14 protein-coding genes are annotated in these 13,159 nt (G+C 60.8%); 4 read left to right on the forward strand and 10 right to left on the reverse strand.

Going from position 1 to position 13,159, the window contains the following annotated elements; genetic code table 11:
* Positions 1 to 4 precede the first annotated feature (4 nt).
* The 4 genes from AO356_RS28460 to AO356_RS28475 form a co-directional block, all read right to left on the reverse strand.
* The gene (locus AO356_RS28460) at positions 5 to 700 is read right to left on the reverse strand and encodes a tRNA (adenine(22)-N(1))-methyltransferase (protein WP_060742672.1); all 696 of its coding nucleotides are present in this window, start codon (positions 698 to 700) and stop codon (positions 5 to 7) included.
* A gap of 15 nt (positions 701 to 715) precedes the next feature.
* Positions 716 to 1,642: a Gfo/Idh/MocA family protein gene (locus tag AO356_RS28465; RefSeq protein WP_060742673.1), complete on the reverse strand. Its 927-nt coding sequence runs from the start codon at positions 1,640 to 1,642 to the stop codon at positions 716 to 718.
* A gap of 118 nt (positions 1,643 to 1,760) precedes the next feature.
* Entirely contained in the window at positions 1,761 to 2,555 is a 795-nt protein-coding gene (locus tag AO356_RS28470) for a DeoR/GlpR family DNA-binding transcription regulator (RefSeq protein WP_060742674.1), read from the reverse strand.
* Between the two features lie 112 nt (positions 2,556 to 2,667).
* Positions 2,668 to 3,675 carry an aldo/keto reductase gene (locus AO356_RS28475; RefSeq protein ID WP_060742675.1) on the reverse strand — a complete coding sequence of 336 codons (1,008 nt, stop codon included), beginning with the start codon at positions 3,673 to 3,675 and terminating at the stop codon, positions 2,668 to 2,670.
* A gap of 92 nt (positions 3,676 to 3,767) precedes the next feature.
* Here AO356_RS28475 and AO356_RS28480 point away from each other — a divergent pair, with 92 nt between their 5' ends.
* Complete coding sequence (locus AO356_RS28480; protein ID WP_060742676.1) at positions 3,768 to 4,670, forward strand: LysR family transcriptional regulator; 903 nt, start codon at positions 3,768 to 3,770, stop codon at positions 4,668 to 4,670.
* A gap of 146 nt (positions 4,671 to 4,816) precedes the next feature.
* Here AO356_RS28480 and AO356_RS28485 read toward each other — a convergent pair whose 3' ends face one another.
* The gene (locus AO356_RS28485) at positions 4,817 to 5,569 is read right to left on the reverse strand and encodes an SDR family oxidoreductase (RefSeq protein ID WP_060742677.1); all 753 of its coding nucleotides are present in this window, start codon (positions 5,567 to 5,569) and stop codon (positions 4,817 to 4,819) included.
* 124 nt (positions 5,570 to 5,693) lie between these two features.
* Between AO356_RS28485 and AO356_RS28490 the strand changes: the two genes are divergently transcribed.
* Positions 5,694 to 6,602, forward strand: a complete 909-nt coding sequence (locus AO356_RS28490) for a LysR family transcriptional regulator (protein WP_060742678.1) — start codon at positions 5,694 to 5,696, stop codon at positions 6,600 to 6,602.
* A gap of 183 nt (positions 6,603 to 6,785) precedes the next feature.
* Here AO356_RS28490 and AO356_RS28495 read toward each other — a convergent pair whose 3' ends face one another.
* On the reverse strand, positions 6,786 to 7,127 hold the full coding sequence (locus AO356_RS28495; RefSeq protein ID WP_060742679.1) for a hypothetical protein: 342 nt from the start codon (positions 7,125 to 7,127) through the stop codon (positions 6,786 to 6,788).
* A gap of 152 nt (positions 7,128 to 7,279) precedes the next feature.
* On the opposite strand from AO356_RS28495, the gene AO356_RS28500 reads away from it, so the two are divergent.
* Positions 7,280 to 7,519 (forward strand): hypothetical protein, encoded by a 240-nt coding sequence (locus AO356_RS28500; RefSeq protein WP_060742680.1) that lies wholly within the window; start codon positions 7,280 to 7,282, stop codon positions 7,517 to 7,519.
* Between the two features lie 30 nt (positions 7,520 to 7,549).
* Here AO356_RS28500 and AO356_RS28505 read toward each other — a convergent pair whose 3' ends face one another.
* The 4 genes from AO356_RS28505 to AO356_RS28520 all read right to left on the reverse strand — a co-directional run bounded on the left by AO356_RS28505 (position 7,550) and on the right by AO356_RS28520 (position 11,560).
* A complete protein-coding gene (locus tag AO356_RS28505; protein ID WP_060742681.1) occupies positions 7,550 to 8,485 on the reverse strand; it encodes a hypothetical protein in 936 nt (311 codons plus the stop codon).
* A 184-nt stretch (positions 8,486 to 8,669) separates the two neighbouring features.
* The gene (locus AO356_RS28510; protein WP_060742682.1) at positions 8,670 to 9,164 is read right to left on the reverse strand and encodes a DUF2269 family protein; all 495 of its coding nucleotides are present in this window, start codon (positions 9,162 to 9,164) and stop codon (positions 8,670 to 8,672) included.
* 2 nt (positions 9,165 to 9,166) lie between these two features.
* Positions 9,167 to 10,294, reverse strand: a complete 1,128-nt coding sequence (locus tag AO356_RS28515) for a saccharopine dehydrogenase NADP-binding domain-containing protein (protein WP_060742683.1) — start codon at positions 10,292 to 10,294, stop codon at positions 9,167 to 9,169.
* 78 nt (positions 10,295 to 10,372) lie between these two features.
* Complete coding sequence (locus AO356_RS28520) at positions 10,373 to 11,560, reverse strand: XylR family transcriptional regulator (RefSeq protein ID WP_060742684.1); 1,188 nt, start codon at positions 11,558 to 11,560, stop codon at positions 10,373 to 10,375.
* 155 nt (positions 11,561 to 11,715) lie between these two features.
* Between AO356_RS28520 and xylA the strand changes: the two genes are divergently transcribed.
* Entirely contained in the window at positions 11,716 to 13,032 is a 1,317-nt protein-coding gene (xylA, locus tag AO356_RS28525; RefSeq protein ID WP_060742685.1) for a xylose isomerase, read from the forward strand.
* Positions 13,033 to 13,159: the final 127 nt, after the last annotated feature.

Here is a 13,159-nt window from a genome sequence, read left to right on the forward strand (position 1 = left end):
CAACTCAAGCCAACAGCGCGCTGATCCACCGGATTTGCCGGGCAATGTCTTGCCGCTTCTCTTCGGGCACGGCTTGGTGTGCCTTGGCGAAGCTGGAGAGGGTCTTTTGTTTCTGGCGCAGCAGGCGCTGCCACTTGGCCAGGAAGGTCGGGGTTCGCGCTTGCATCTGCAGCGGGCCGAAGTACAGCTCCTCGGCGGTGTACGTCACTGGCCCGGCGCGCTCGGCGACGATGATCTCGTAGTAGAAGCGGTTTTCCCGCAGCACTTCCTCGCAAAGGATGCGGTAGCCGTTTTCCATCAGCCATTGACGCAGCGGTTGTTCGCCACCGTTGGGTTGCAGAATCAGCCGCTCGTGCCCGCTCAGACGTGCCTTGCCGCTGTCGAGGATGTCGCGGATCGTCTCGCCGCCCATGCCGCAGAGGCTGATCGCGGTGATCCCGTCTTCCGGCTCGATTGCCGCCAGGCCGTTGGCCAGACGCACACTGATCCGCTGCTCCAGGCCATTCTCGCCCACGGTGCGTTCGGCGGCGCGCAAGGGTGTCAACGCCACCTCGCCGGCCACCGCCGTCGCAATGACGCCACGGCGCAACAAGGCCACCGGCAGGTACGCGTGATCCGAGCCGATATCGGCCAGGTGCGCCCCCGCCGGCATATGCGCCGCCACGCGCTCCAGGCGCATGGACAATGTCTGTTCGTTCAACTGCAGTTCCCTGGGTTAATCGTAGAACGGCTCGACCGCCGTCCGACTGCCGACAAAGAAGCTGTCCGCGACCAACCGCAGTGGCTGCAGGTCCATGTCGCTGGCCTTGTCGTTGATCAGTTGCTGAAAATGTCGATACACCGCGGCGTACTCGCCTTCCTCGGATACGGCCTGGCGCACACCGTCGATGCTCAACAGCGCGCCGCCGTTGTCCAGGCGCAGGACGCCTTCGGCGCAGCGAATCTCGATGCTCCAGAGTTCGTCATGGCCATGGTCGAAATCGAATTCCGCCCGGATATCGAGGTGGCGCGCATCAGCCATCTTGATGCTGGCGGCAATCGGCGACTGGCAGTTGTCCGGCACGCGCAACTCGGCGGCCTCCACGAACAACGGCAGTGCCAGCAGATGAGTCGCAATCGACAGCGCGTTGATGCCGGGATCGAAGACCCCCAGGCCACCGGGTTGCCAGATCCACGCCTGGCCGGGGTGCCACTTGCGCACGTCTTCTTTCCAATCGATCTGCACGCTGTGCAAGGTGCGACTGGCCAGCCAGTCACGGGCGGCCGCGATGCCCGGGGCGTAACGGGAATGCCAGGCGAACAGGCCGCTGACGCCTTGCTCGCGAACCTGCTCCACCAAGGCCATGGCTTCACCCAACGTGGCGCACGGCGGCTTTTCCACCAGAACGTGTTTACCGGCCGCCAGCGCCTGTTGCACCAGGGCGAATCGACCTTGCGGCGGTGTGCAAAACGCAATCGCATCGACGTGCGGGCCGTTTTCGAGCAGCTCGCCCAAGGATCGGAAGTTCTCCACCCCGGCGCAGGGCTGCCCTTGCGTGGCGACTGCCACCAGTTGGAACGCGGGGTTGGCGAGGATGGCTGGAACGTGTTGATCCTGGGCAATCTTGCCGTAGCCCACCAGGCCGAGACGAATCGGTTGCATCGATGACTCCTGATTTTTTGTACTTGTGATCGGCCAGCAAACTAGACGCAAATCGCCTGGCGGACAATGGGGGCCGCGCAGTATCTACCTGATTGCCCAGCCCGGCGCCGCAAAGGCATCAGCTACGCCGCTGTTCACGGACACTCGTCACGACGTTGGTCACCCGCCCGTAAAAGGGCTCCAGCCGCTCACGTGGCGCATCGTGCTCCACCACCAGGGCGGCGACCTCCTCACAAGAAACCACCTGATAATGAGCGACGCTGGACAGCTTTTCGTTGGTCACTGCGGTAATCACTTGCCCACTCGCCGCCACCACTGCACGCTTGAACTCTGCGTCCTCCAGGCCGAATGCCGTGACCCCATTGTCTGGATCGATGGCGCAGGCCCCCAGAAAACACACGTCATAACTGAACTGGCGCAATTGCTCCACCGCCGTCAGCCCGATCACACCACCGGCGATGGGATTCAAGCGCCCCCCCAGGAGAATGACTTCGGCACGGGGCAGTTTCATCAACTGCACCGCAATCAACGGCGAATTGGTGGAGAGGGTCAACTGAAGGCTCGGATCGATGGCGCCAGCAATCGCCAGGTTGGTCGACCCGGCATCGATGAACACGTGCTGGCCCACGCGCAGCAAGGCAGCGGCCGCTTGGCCGAGGCTGCCCTTGCGTACCGGGTCTTTACGCACGCGTACATCCAGCGACCCTTCGGCAGCCGGCACAAGTATCGCGCCGCCATAAACACGCTTGCATAACCCCGCCGCTGCCAATACCCCCAGGTCACGCCGGATCGAGTGTTCGGACACATTGAATTCGCTGGCCAGGTCCGCCGCGATCACCCGGCCATACCGGGCGAGACGCTGGCTGATCAATTGCTGGCGTTCACCGGGGAACGCTTCGTGGGGAGAAGTCATGAGATACAACCTGCATAAACGAGCACTAATGATCATCAACGAGCAGATAGTGCCGGTTATGCAGCGAAGCGTCAAACCCGCTCATTCCAGCGAGCGCCTGTACGATAAACGGTCAAGCGTTCCCTGGAACATTCGTGCCCATGCCCACTGGCAGGAAGGGTCGAATTTCTTCGATCTCCTCGGCACTGAGGCGCAACTGCGCGCCGGCAATCAGCCCGTCGACCTGCCCGCGGCGACGGGCTCCGACGATGGCACCGGTCACCACCGGCTTGCGCAGCACCCAAGCGATGGCGACTGCCGCCGCACTGACCCCGTGCCGTTCGCCAATACCGGCCAAGACCTCGACCAGCGCCAGGTTCGCGCTCAAGCGAGGCTCCTGGAAGTCGGCGCTTCGCGCCTTGCGCCAATCGTCGTCGGGCAATTGGGCGATACGTTCGCGCGTCATGCTGCCGGAAAGCAGCCCCGACTGAAGGGTGGAATAGGCCAAGACCCCCATTCCCGCCTGCTCGCAAAATGGCAGGACGTCTTGCTCGATGTCCCGCATCAAGGCGGAATAAGGCGGCTGAAGTGAAACGATCTCGGTTACCGCCTGGGCCCGCTTGAGTTGCGCGACATCGAAATTGGAGACGCCGATGGCGCGAATTTTCCCCTGTTCGCGGGCGGTGGCCAACGCCGAAAGCGCCTTCTCGAGCCCTTCACTGCTGCCGTCGGCAGGAAAGGCCGGCCAGTGAATCTGATAAAGGTCGATGGTTTCGACTTGCAGTCGGCGCAAGCTTGCCTCGACCTCGGCGAGCAACGATCGAGGCGCCAGCGAGTGTGAGATCGCCTTGGTGACCGGGTCCCAGACCAGACTGCCCTTGGTGAACACCAACGGGCGCTGCGAAGCCGGCAGCCGCCGCAACAGCTGCCCGACCAGTTGCTCGGCATGGCCCAAACCATAAACCGCCGCCGTATCGATCCAGTTCACCCCGCGTTCAACGGCATATTCAAGGGCACCGAGGCTGTCCTCGTCGTCCTGTGCACCCCAACTGTATTCCCAGCCGGTGCCAGCAATGGCCCAGGTTCCCAGGCCAATGGGCGAAATCAGCAAGTCCGATGATCCAAGACGATTCTTTTGCATAGCGAGTTCTCCACAGATGATGTGGGCAGTATCCGCGAGGGATCTCATGACGATAAGATGGGTAATCTTATTTGAAATACTGAACTGTATTCATGAGTCAGCACCCCGATCTTTCCGAACTGGATGCCTTTGCCGCCGTCGCTCGCCATCGCAGCTTTCGCAAGGCCGCCGACGAGCGTGGCGTTTCGGCCTCGGCATTGAGCCACGCCATGCGAGCCCTGGAAGCACGCCTGGGAGTCAGGCTACTCAACCGCACCACGCGCAGCGTTACCCCGACCGAGGCCGGCCACCAGCTATTGGCAACACTGGCCCCTACCCTGCAGCAGGTTGCCGATGCCTTGGCCCAATTGACCTCGTTGCAGGATGTGCCCGCCGGCAAGCTTCGCCTCAACGTGGCGCGTCCGGCGGCGCGTGCAGTATTTGCGAAGGTGCTCGCACCGTTCGTGGCCAGGTATCCCCGCATTCAACTGGACCTGGTCAGCGATGATGGCTTGACCGATATCGTCAACGGCGGCTTTGACGCCGGCGTGCGCTTTGGCGAAAGCCTGGCCGGCGACATGATCGCCGTCCCTGTCGGCCCCCCTCAATCGTTCGTGACCGTAGCCGCGCCAACCTACCTGGCCGCGAAGGGGATCGCCCAGGCTCCACGGGATTTGCTCGAGCATGCCTGCATCGCCCGGCGTTTTCCCAGCGGCAAACTCTACGCTTGGGAGTATCAGGCAGAGGGACAACCGATCCGGTTGTCCGTCACCGGCCCGCTCATTCTTGAAGACGATGCGCTGATGATCCAGGCGGCGAAAGATGGCGCCGGGATTGCCTACGTCTACGAGGAGCTGGCACGCGACGACCTCCGCAATGGGCGTCTCACGGAACTGCTCGCGCAATGGAAAGCGCCGCCAAGCCGGTTTTTCCTCTATTACCCCAGCCGACGCCATGTACCGCCGGCCCTGAAAGCGCTCATCGAGTTCATCCGGGCGGATGATTGGCTAACCTGAGGAAACAGCGGCAGAGGTTTCCCACGTACCGCTGTTTGCACAGTCTGGATTGGACTCGTTCGTCGCCAAGTGCTGAGGCGGGCGTTCAGTACCTGATTAACTCGGCCCAGGCGATGTTGCATTCGCGCAACTCTTGAGCCGCGCGCTTAGCCATTCAGCAGGCGGCCGCCGTCAAGGACGATTTCAGAGCCGACCGTCCAGCGCGATTCGTCGGATGCCAGATACAGCACTGCTTTGGCCACCTCGTCGGAGGTACCGAAGCGGCCAAGCGGAATGGTTGCCGTGATCGCTTGGTTAATCTGCTCGCGGTAAGCGTCCGGAATACCTGCCTTGTCGTAAAGCGGAGTCTCGACGGGGCCAGGGCTCACTGCATTGACACGGATGCCACGGCCTAGCAATTCGGTCGAGAGCGTCTTCGACATGTTCAGCAATGCGGCCTTCGTTGCGGCATACACGGACGAGCGATCTGCCCCTGCATGCGCGCTTACGGAAGTGGTCAACACTACGGAAGCAGGATTTGCGAAGACCGGCAACAGCGCCTGCATCAGGAAGTATGGCCCTTTGACGTTGATGTCGAAAATGCGGTCGAACATGTCTTCCGTCCATTCCTCAATGGGCCGCCAGACGGATACGCCGGCATTGAGGAAGGCAACGTCGAGTTGGCCGTAGTGTTCCTTGATGACTTGTGCCAACTCCTTTTGTGCTGCAACGCTGGCCGAGTCGGCGCGCAACACCGGCACTTCCGGGCCCAATTCTGCCTGGGCCTTTGCAATCGAATCGGGGTTGACGCCCGTGACGATCACGCGAGCACCCTCCGCCAGGAACTGCTTTGCCGTTTCCAGCCCGATGCCACTGGTGCCGCCAGTGATGAGCGTACGTTTACCTTGCAAGCGGGACATTTGAATTCTCCGGTGAATGACCACTGCGGTCGACATGGAGAAATATGCGCTCATGCTCCGAATCGGATAAGACTGCCTATTCGTATATGATTCATGCAAATCAAGCATGAATCGAGGTGGAGAAGTGGACCGATTTCTTTTGATGACATGCTTCGCGCGTGCTGTGGAAACCGGGAGCTTTTCGGCGGCAGGGCGCGATCTAGGGTTGGGGCAACCCAATGTAAGCCGCTATGTAGCGGCTCTGGAGGATCATTTGCAGACGCGCTTGCTCCACCGGTCTACGCGCAAGCTATCCTTGACGCCGGAGGGCGAACGCTACTATGCGGACATCCGGCGCATCCTGGATGCGGTGGATGAATCCGAATCGTCCTTCAGGAACAGCGTCGAGCCATCGGGGCTCTTGCGCGTAGCCTGTCCGACAGCTCTCGCACACGCGTTTGTGCTGCCGCATGTGCCGGCCTTTTTGGAGCGCTACCCTCAATTGATCTTGGATCTCCAACTCAACGATCGATACGTAGACCTGGTCAATGAAGGTACCGAACTCGCCATTCGCATAGGACAACTGGAGGACAGCTCCTTGCGCGCCCGGCGTCTTGGGTGGTACGACCGGGTCTTCGTCGCCAGCAAGGACTACTTGGCTAAACGCGGAGTTCCGCAGACCCCGGATGATCTGCGCGACCACGACTGCATCATCTACACCTTACTGTCGTCCGGGGCGACCTGGCGATTCCGTGACGCGGACATTCCGATTGCCGGCAGGCTCAGGGTCAACTCGCCCGACGCTGTCAGTGCGGCAGTCGTGGCAGGCCTGGGTGTGGCGCATGGACCTGCGTGGCTGTTTGAGGGTGGGCTGAACAGCGGGAGATTACAGTTCATTCTCACCGACCATGCGGCTCCCCCTGTCCCCGTGCAGATGGTTTATGTCGCCAATAGACTGCTCCCCACGCGGGCTATCGTGTTCATGGATTTCATGGCTGACGTGTTTTCAAAGATTCCAGCCTTGAACGGCAGCACCCCTTTGCCGACGCTATAAGACAAGACGACAAAACGTGCCCCCTGACGCTCTTGCCTAAGGCTACGCTGACCGGGCCGAAATACCGGGCTGGAGTCATCGTCAAACAAAAAAAAAGCCCCGCGACCGAGGACGGTGCGGGGCAAGGGAATTGGTTGGTTGCGGCCAACCAAAGGAGCACGGTGAAAAGCGTTTACGGGCCGGTCAGATGCATTCCTGTGCGGCGCGTTCGAAACTCGAAGGCAGGAGGTTGGAGGCCAGCAAGTGCCGCTCGTAGATGAATACCTTGCCGCCGTCGCCGGCCTTGTAGGCTTCCAGCACGTTGTCCGCCGAGACTTTGCTCGGCACCACGATGCGGTAGCTGCGCTGGGTCTGCGAGACCATCGGGTTCAAGGCATTGCCCTGCAATTTCGGTACGACGCATTCGGCGTATTGGGCCGGCGTCTTGCTGGTCTGCAAGGTCAGGGTCGGATCGTTCGGTGCCGAGGCACAACCGGCCAGCAACAATGGGGAAAACGCCAGGGAAAGCAGAAATAAACGGCGCATGGGTTGAGGTCCTGAAAATAAAAATACGGGGCTGCGTGTTCGATGGCGCTGATTTTCCAATGATTGCCGGCAAAGCAGAACTTGCATTTCGTAATGGTCACTATTACTCCTAGCAATAGTTGCAAGCCGAGAAAGATTGATGAGGACTATCCATGAGAACGTTTGATCTGATTCGCGACTCGGTATTGCCCGACTTCCGTGAACGAGTGGCTGACTACTTGATCCAGTACGAAAGCGTGCTGTTGAGCAACACAGAACCCGACCCGGAGCTCAAGCGGGCCACGGCCAATCAACTGCGCGGTTATCTGCGTGGATTGAATACCACTCGGGTATTGGGCATGGCGGATTGGGAGGAGCTGGATCGGCGGGTGGTGGACACCTGGCTTCAGTGACCGGCCGGACATTCCGGGAATGTGTTCGATTCAGGGTGTCAAGGGCGATTGCTCCCGCCGGGCAGGGCTGCGATCGCTCGCCGGCTGCGGCCCGACACTGGCTTGCGCCCTATCCACCAGCCGTTGCACCCAGGCGGCGTCCTGGTCATTGACCACCCCATAGCGGTTCGGCGGTAAAAACTTCCAGTGATGGGCGGCCTCCTCCAGACGCTTGAGTTCATCGGCAGACATCCAGTACGGCGTATCCACCAATGGCATCGGCGCACCGTCGAAACGCCGGCCCAACTGCAGGTTCGTGCCGGGGGCGAAAGCCATCGCCAGTTGCTGCTGGGGTTGCAGCAGCTTGTCCGGCGCCGGCATTTGCCCTACTCGCCCGTAGCTGAAGTCCCCTGAGAACTGCTCCTTGAGCACCAGCCAGTACCCCGCCGCGGTCTTGGCCAGAATCCATTGCGACACACCGCTGTCCTGCACGCATTTCAGCTTGCCGTCGGTCCATTGCATGAGGGTGTTGCAGTCCGGGTCATAGTCGTTGGACCACAGGCTGATGCCGCGGATGAGGGTGTGGTGTTCGAGCTCGACCAGCCCTTGATCGGGCATCGATTGCCAATATCGCTTGGTCGGGTCGCGCTTATCGCGCAAGTAGTTATGCAGGCCCCAGGCAGCCATGAACAGCAAGGTGACGAGCACAAGCCAGCCAAGGGAATCCCCCACGATCCGGTCAAGGTCGACGCCTGGGGCGGATAACCCCTGATAGACCAGCAGCCCCAGCAAAAACGCGATGCCCGGCAACACCGGGCCCAGGCACAACGGCGGCACCAGCACCATGACCCAGCTGAAGCGATGCATGGTCGCACGCTCACGCGCCCAGGCCAGCTCCTGAGCAAGCATCGGCGCCCGCTCCCGAGGGCCGATGTCAGGATCGGGCGTCTGGAAACGCATGTACTGGGTGTAGGTGTCATCGCTCATGGATCGGATCTTGTCCTTGAAGTCATCGTGTTAGACACACGTTCATGCCCATCGCCCAAACTCGCTTCACCCGCCCCTTGCTCAAGCCAGGCTAGACAGTGGTCCTGTTCGAGCATCCGGATCACGAACGACGTTTCTTGAAGATATCCACGCCTGGGAACAACCCGGCGGAACGGATCGATATTTAGACCAGTAGTCGCTCGATCCACTGCTGTGGCGTCATCTTCGTCACCATGATCGACACAATGACAAACATCCCCAAAAAGCCCAGAACCCCCATCCAGAACCACTTCTGATACACGGTTGAGTATCGATCATCGAGCGTGCGCCCATCCCCTAGCGCGCTCGACGCCATCACGTATAACCGCTTCTGGAACACCAGCACAGGCAGCCACAACGCCCCCACGCACAGGAAAATGATCAACGACGTCATGATCCATTCCGTAGTCAGGGGAAGTCCGGCCAGTCTCGTTAGCAGGTAACCCGTCACTATCTGAATGAAACCCGCCGGCGTGGTAATCCAGGTATCGAACCGGACAACCGTCCTGGCCACATGGGCAATGACCTGCGGATTGGCGGTGCGGCTGGCGGCGATCAGGTAGAGGTAGGATCCCATGCCGAAGCCGAACAGGAAAATGGCAGCGATCACATGGATGTACTTCAAGCACAGATAGAGCATGGTCAACCCTGCCCGTCAGAGAAATGCACAGACAGGCTGAGGTTTTGCGGATCGTTGATGGCGGCCATGTATTCGTCGACGGTGATTTCACCCACACAGGCCCGAGCTCCGGGTTCGGGCAGATACCCTTGGGCGACTTTCGCCGCCAAGGCAACGGCTGCACAGCTGGGAATTTCCGGCCCTTTGTCGTTCATGGCGGTGAGCTGCACGTTCAACGACAACGGCTCGCCGTCGGCACCGATACCATGGACATCGATGTACATTGCGCTTTTGCCATCGCCAAGTCGTTCGAACCAGAGCCCACACCGATGAAGCCTGGCCGCCCAAGGGAGATGGTCGCGCACCAGCCCCATCCTCATTGCCTGGGCCAGCAGGTAGTTGGCAATGCCGCCGAGCTTCAGGCCTGCGCCGGCCTTGAAGCTCAGGTTCAGGGCGCCATAGCGGCTGGCGAAGATATCCATGTCCGGCACGTCGACATTGGCCAGTACCCGGGTGCCCATGTAGCGCATTCTGCGAAGCGTCAGATCCTGCCATCCCAGAACCTCATGCACCCGGCCATTCCTGAGTTGCTTGATCGGCTTGCCCGCATAGGCGAGAACGCCTTCGACGGTGGACAAGCCCGGCATTTTGGCCGAAGAAGAAATACCATGCTCGATCGTGTCGATGCGTTTAAACCGATGCCGCTGCTGATCAATGAGGGCGGCCGAGAGCGTTGGCACTGAGCTGCAACCACTGAGGATCGCCACGCCTGCCTGTTTTGCCCGGGTGTCGAGTGCGCTAATGCCGGTGACGAAGGCTCTGCTGTCCGACAGGTCGCAGTAATTCACGCCGGCGTCGATGCAGCTCTCGGCGACGGCATAGGATTGCCCTTGAAAGGGGCCGCCGGTATGAATGACCCATTGGATGTTCATCAAGCCAAGGACAGATTTGAAGCCTGGGCCCATGGCGTCGCCGCACCAGCTTTCACATGCCATGCCCGATCGGGCGTTCAACTCATCGACTTTGCGCTGCAGTTTTTGGGCGTCGCGCCCCGAAATCACCAACTGTACGCCTGGCATCACCACCAGGTGCCTGGAAACGATACTGCCGAAATTTCCATACCCACCGACCACCATGACCCTGAGCGTCATTCCATCCGTCCCTAAATATTCGATGAAGCCCGCAACCTTGCCACAAGGACGACGCGGTGGTGTAGCCCTTGTGGCAGATCATTGAGTTCCCGCACTTGCCCCCTGCTGATACTCCCGGGGCGTGCAGCCGAATTCGCGGCGAAACACCGTGTGCAGGTATTGCGCCGATTTGAAACCGCAATTCTGGGCGATGTCGGCAATCGGTGCGTCGGTGTTTTCCAGCCCGTTGGCGGCGGCGGTCAGCTTGAAGCGCAGGATTTCATCGTGGACGCTGCAGCCCCGCTCCTTGCGAAAATGCGCTTCCAGCGATGAGCGCGATATCCCTACATAAGCCGCCACCTGGGCCGTCTTGATGCCCTGGCAGGCGTATTGGCGGATGAAGAGCAGTGCCTGCATGACATAAGGGTTGCCCAACGGTTGATGCAGGCTCGACACCTGCACATTGATCGCATCTGGTGGGATCAGAATCTGTGTGCCCGTGGACGGCATGCCGTGCAGCATTTGGTGGAGCAGGCGTGCGGCGGTCCGACCCATGGTCTCGGTGCCCTGGATCACCGAGCTCAACGGCACCCGCGTCAGGCTGCGGGTCAGCGGGTCGTTGTCGATACCGATCAACGCCACTTGCTCCGGCACGGCGATCCCGGCGGTCAGGCAGGCTTGCAGCAGTTGCCGGGCGCGGGCGTCGCTGACGGCGATGATGCCGATGGGCTTGGGCAGGCTTTGCAACCAGGCGATCTGCTGTTCGACGGCGCTGTCCCAGAGCGGTGCGCTGGTGCCCATGCCGCGATAGACCTCGGCCGGCAGGCCGTCGCGCTGCACCAGCCGGCGAAAGGCTTTCTCCCGTTCCTGGGCCCAGCGATTGGCTTGTGCTTCAGGCAGGCTGAAACAGGCGAAGCGGGTCAGCCCGGCCTCGATCAGGTGTTCGTAGGCCAACCGCATCAACGCGTCATTGTCGGTGGCGACATAGGGGATGCCCTTCGGGTAGGCGCGTTCATCCTGATAGGAACCGCCCACCGCCACCACCGGCAGCTTGATCCCGGCCAGCGCCTCGCCGATCAGCGGGTCGTCGAAGTCGGCAATGATCCCGTCGCCCTGCCAGCGCTCGATGCCTTTCAAGCGGCAGAGAAAATCCTCCTCGAGAAACAAGTCCCAGGACGCACGCGTGCTGCTCAAGTAGTTGCCGATACCGCTGATGATGCCGCGGTCGTAGATCTTGCTGCCATTGAACAACAGCGCGATGCGGTGAACGGGCGGGACGGTTTTCATTGGTTTAACCCTGTGCCGGTGGACACAGACTAGGCGCGCGGCCGACGAATCTCAATACTCAAAATCGAACTGCCCGTTGGTGATTTTCATAATCAGCAGCCACGGGGCCGGCGTTAGTATCGAGACACCGCCAAGAATAAAAAGGAAACCCGCACATGCCGTACTTCCCCGGTGTCGACAAGATTCGCTACGAGGGCCCCGCCAGCGATTCGCCGCTTGCCTTCCGTCACTACGACGCCAACAGACTGGTGCTCGGCAAACCCATGCGCGAACACCTGCGCATGGCGGTCTGCTATTGGCATACCTTCGTCTGGCCGGGGTCGGATGTGTTCGGTGCCGGCACGTTCAAGCGCCCGTGGCAGCACGCCGGGGATCCGATGGAAGTGGCCATCGGCAAGGCCGAAGCGGCCTTCGAGTTCTTCTCCAAGCTGGGCATCGACTACTACTGCTTCCACGACACCGATGTCGCCCCGGAAGGTGGCTCGCTCAAGGAGTACCGCAACCACTTCGCCCAGATGATCGACCACCTGGAACGCCATCAGGAGCAGACCGGGATCAAGCTGCTGTGGGGCACCGCCAACTGCTTCAGCAACCCACGCTTTGCCGCAGGCGCCGCCAGCAACCCCGATCCGGAAGTGTTCGCCTGCGCCGCCGCCCAGGTGTTCAGCGCCATGAACGCCACCCAACGCCTCAAAGGCGCCAACTACGTATTGTGGGGCGGTCGCGAAGGCTACGAAACCCTGCTCAATACCGATTTGAAACACGAGCGCGAGCAACTGGGCCGGTTCATGCGCATGGTGGTCGAGCACAAGCACAAGATCGGCTTCAAAGGCGACCTGCTGATCGAACCCAAGCCCCAGGAGCCGACCAAGCACCAGTACGATTACGACAGTGCCACGGTGTTCGGCTTCCTGCAGCAGTTCGGCCTGGAAAACGAGATCAAGGTCAACATCGAAGCCAACCACGCCACCCTCGCCGGGCACAGCTTCCACCACGAGATCGCCACAGCCGTCTCCCTGGGGATCTTCGGCAGCATCGACGCCAACCGCGGCGATCCGCAAAACGGCTGGGACACCGACCAGTTCCCCAACAGCGTCGAAGAAATGACCCTGGCCACCTACGAAATCCTCAAGGCTGGCGGGTTCGGCAATGGCGGGTTCAACTTCGACTCCAAGGTCCGGCGCCAGAGCGTGGACGATATAGACCTGTTCCACGGCCATGTCGCCGCCATGGACGTCCTCGCCCTCGCCCTGGAGCGCGCGGCAGCCATGGTCCAGAACGATCAGTTGCAACAGTTCAAGGACCAGCGCTACGCGGGCTGGCAGCAACCGTTTGGCAAGGCGGTGCTGGCCGGCGACTTCAGCCTGGAATCGTTGGCCGAGCACGCCTTTACCAACGAGCTCAATCCCCAGGCTGTCAGCGGTCGCCAGGAAATGCTCGAGAACGTGGTCAATCGGTTTATCTACCCCTGACAAATGTGGCGAGGGGATTTATCCCCGCTGGGCTGCGAAGCAGCCCCCGGAAGAACAAACTGATTTGTCTGCCCCATCAAAGAGGCCGTTACATTCTCGCGACAAATCTGTGCCCACGGTGTCCTGC

Source organism: Pseudomonas fluorescens, assembly GCF_001307275.1.
GTDB lineage: Bacteria > Pseudomonadota > Gammaproteobacteria > Pseudomonadales > Pseudomonadaceae > Aquipseudomonas > Aquipseudomonas fluorescens_AA.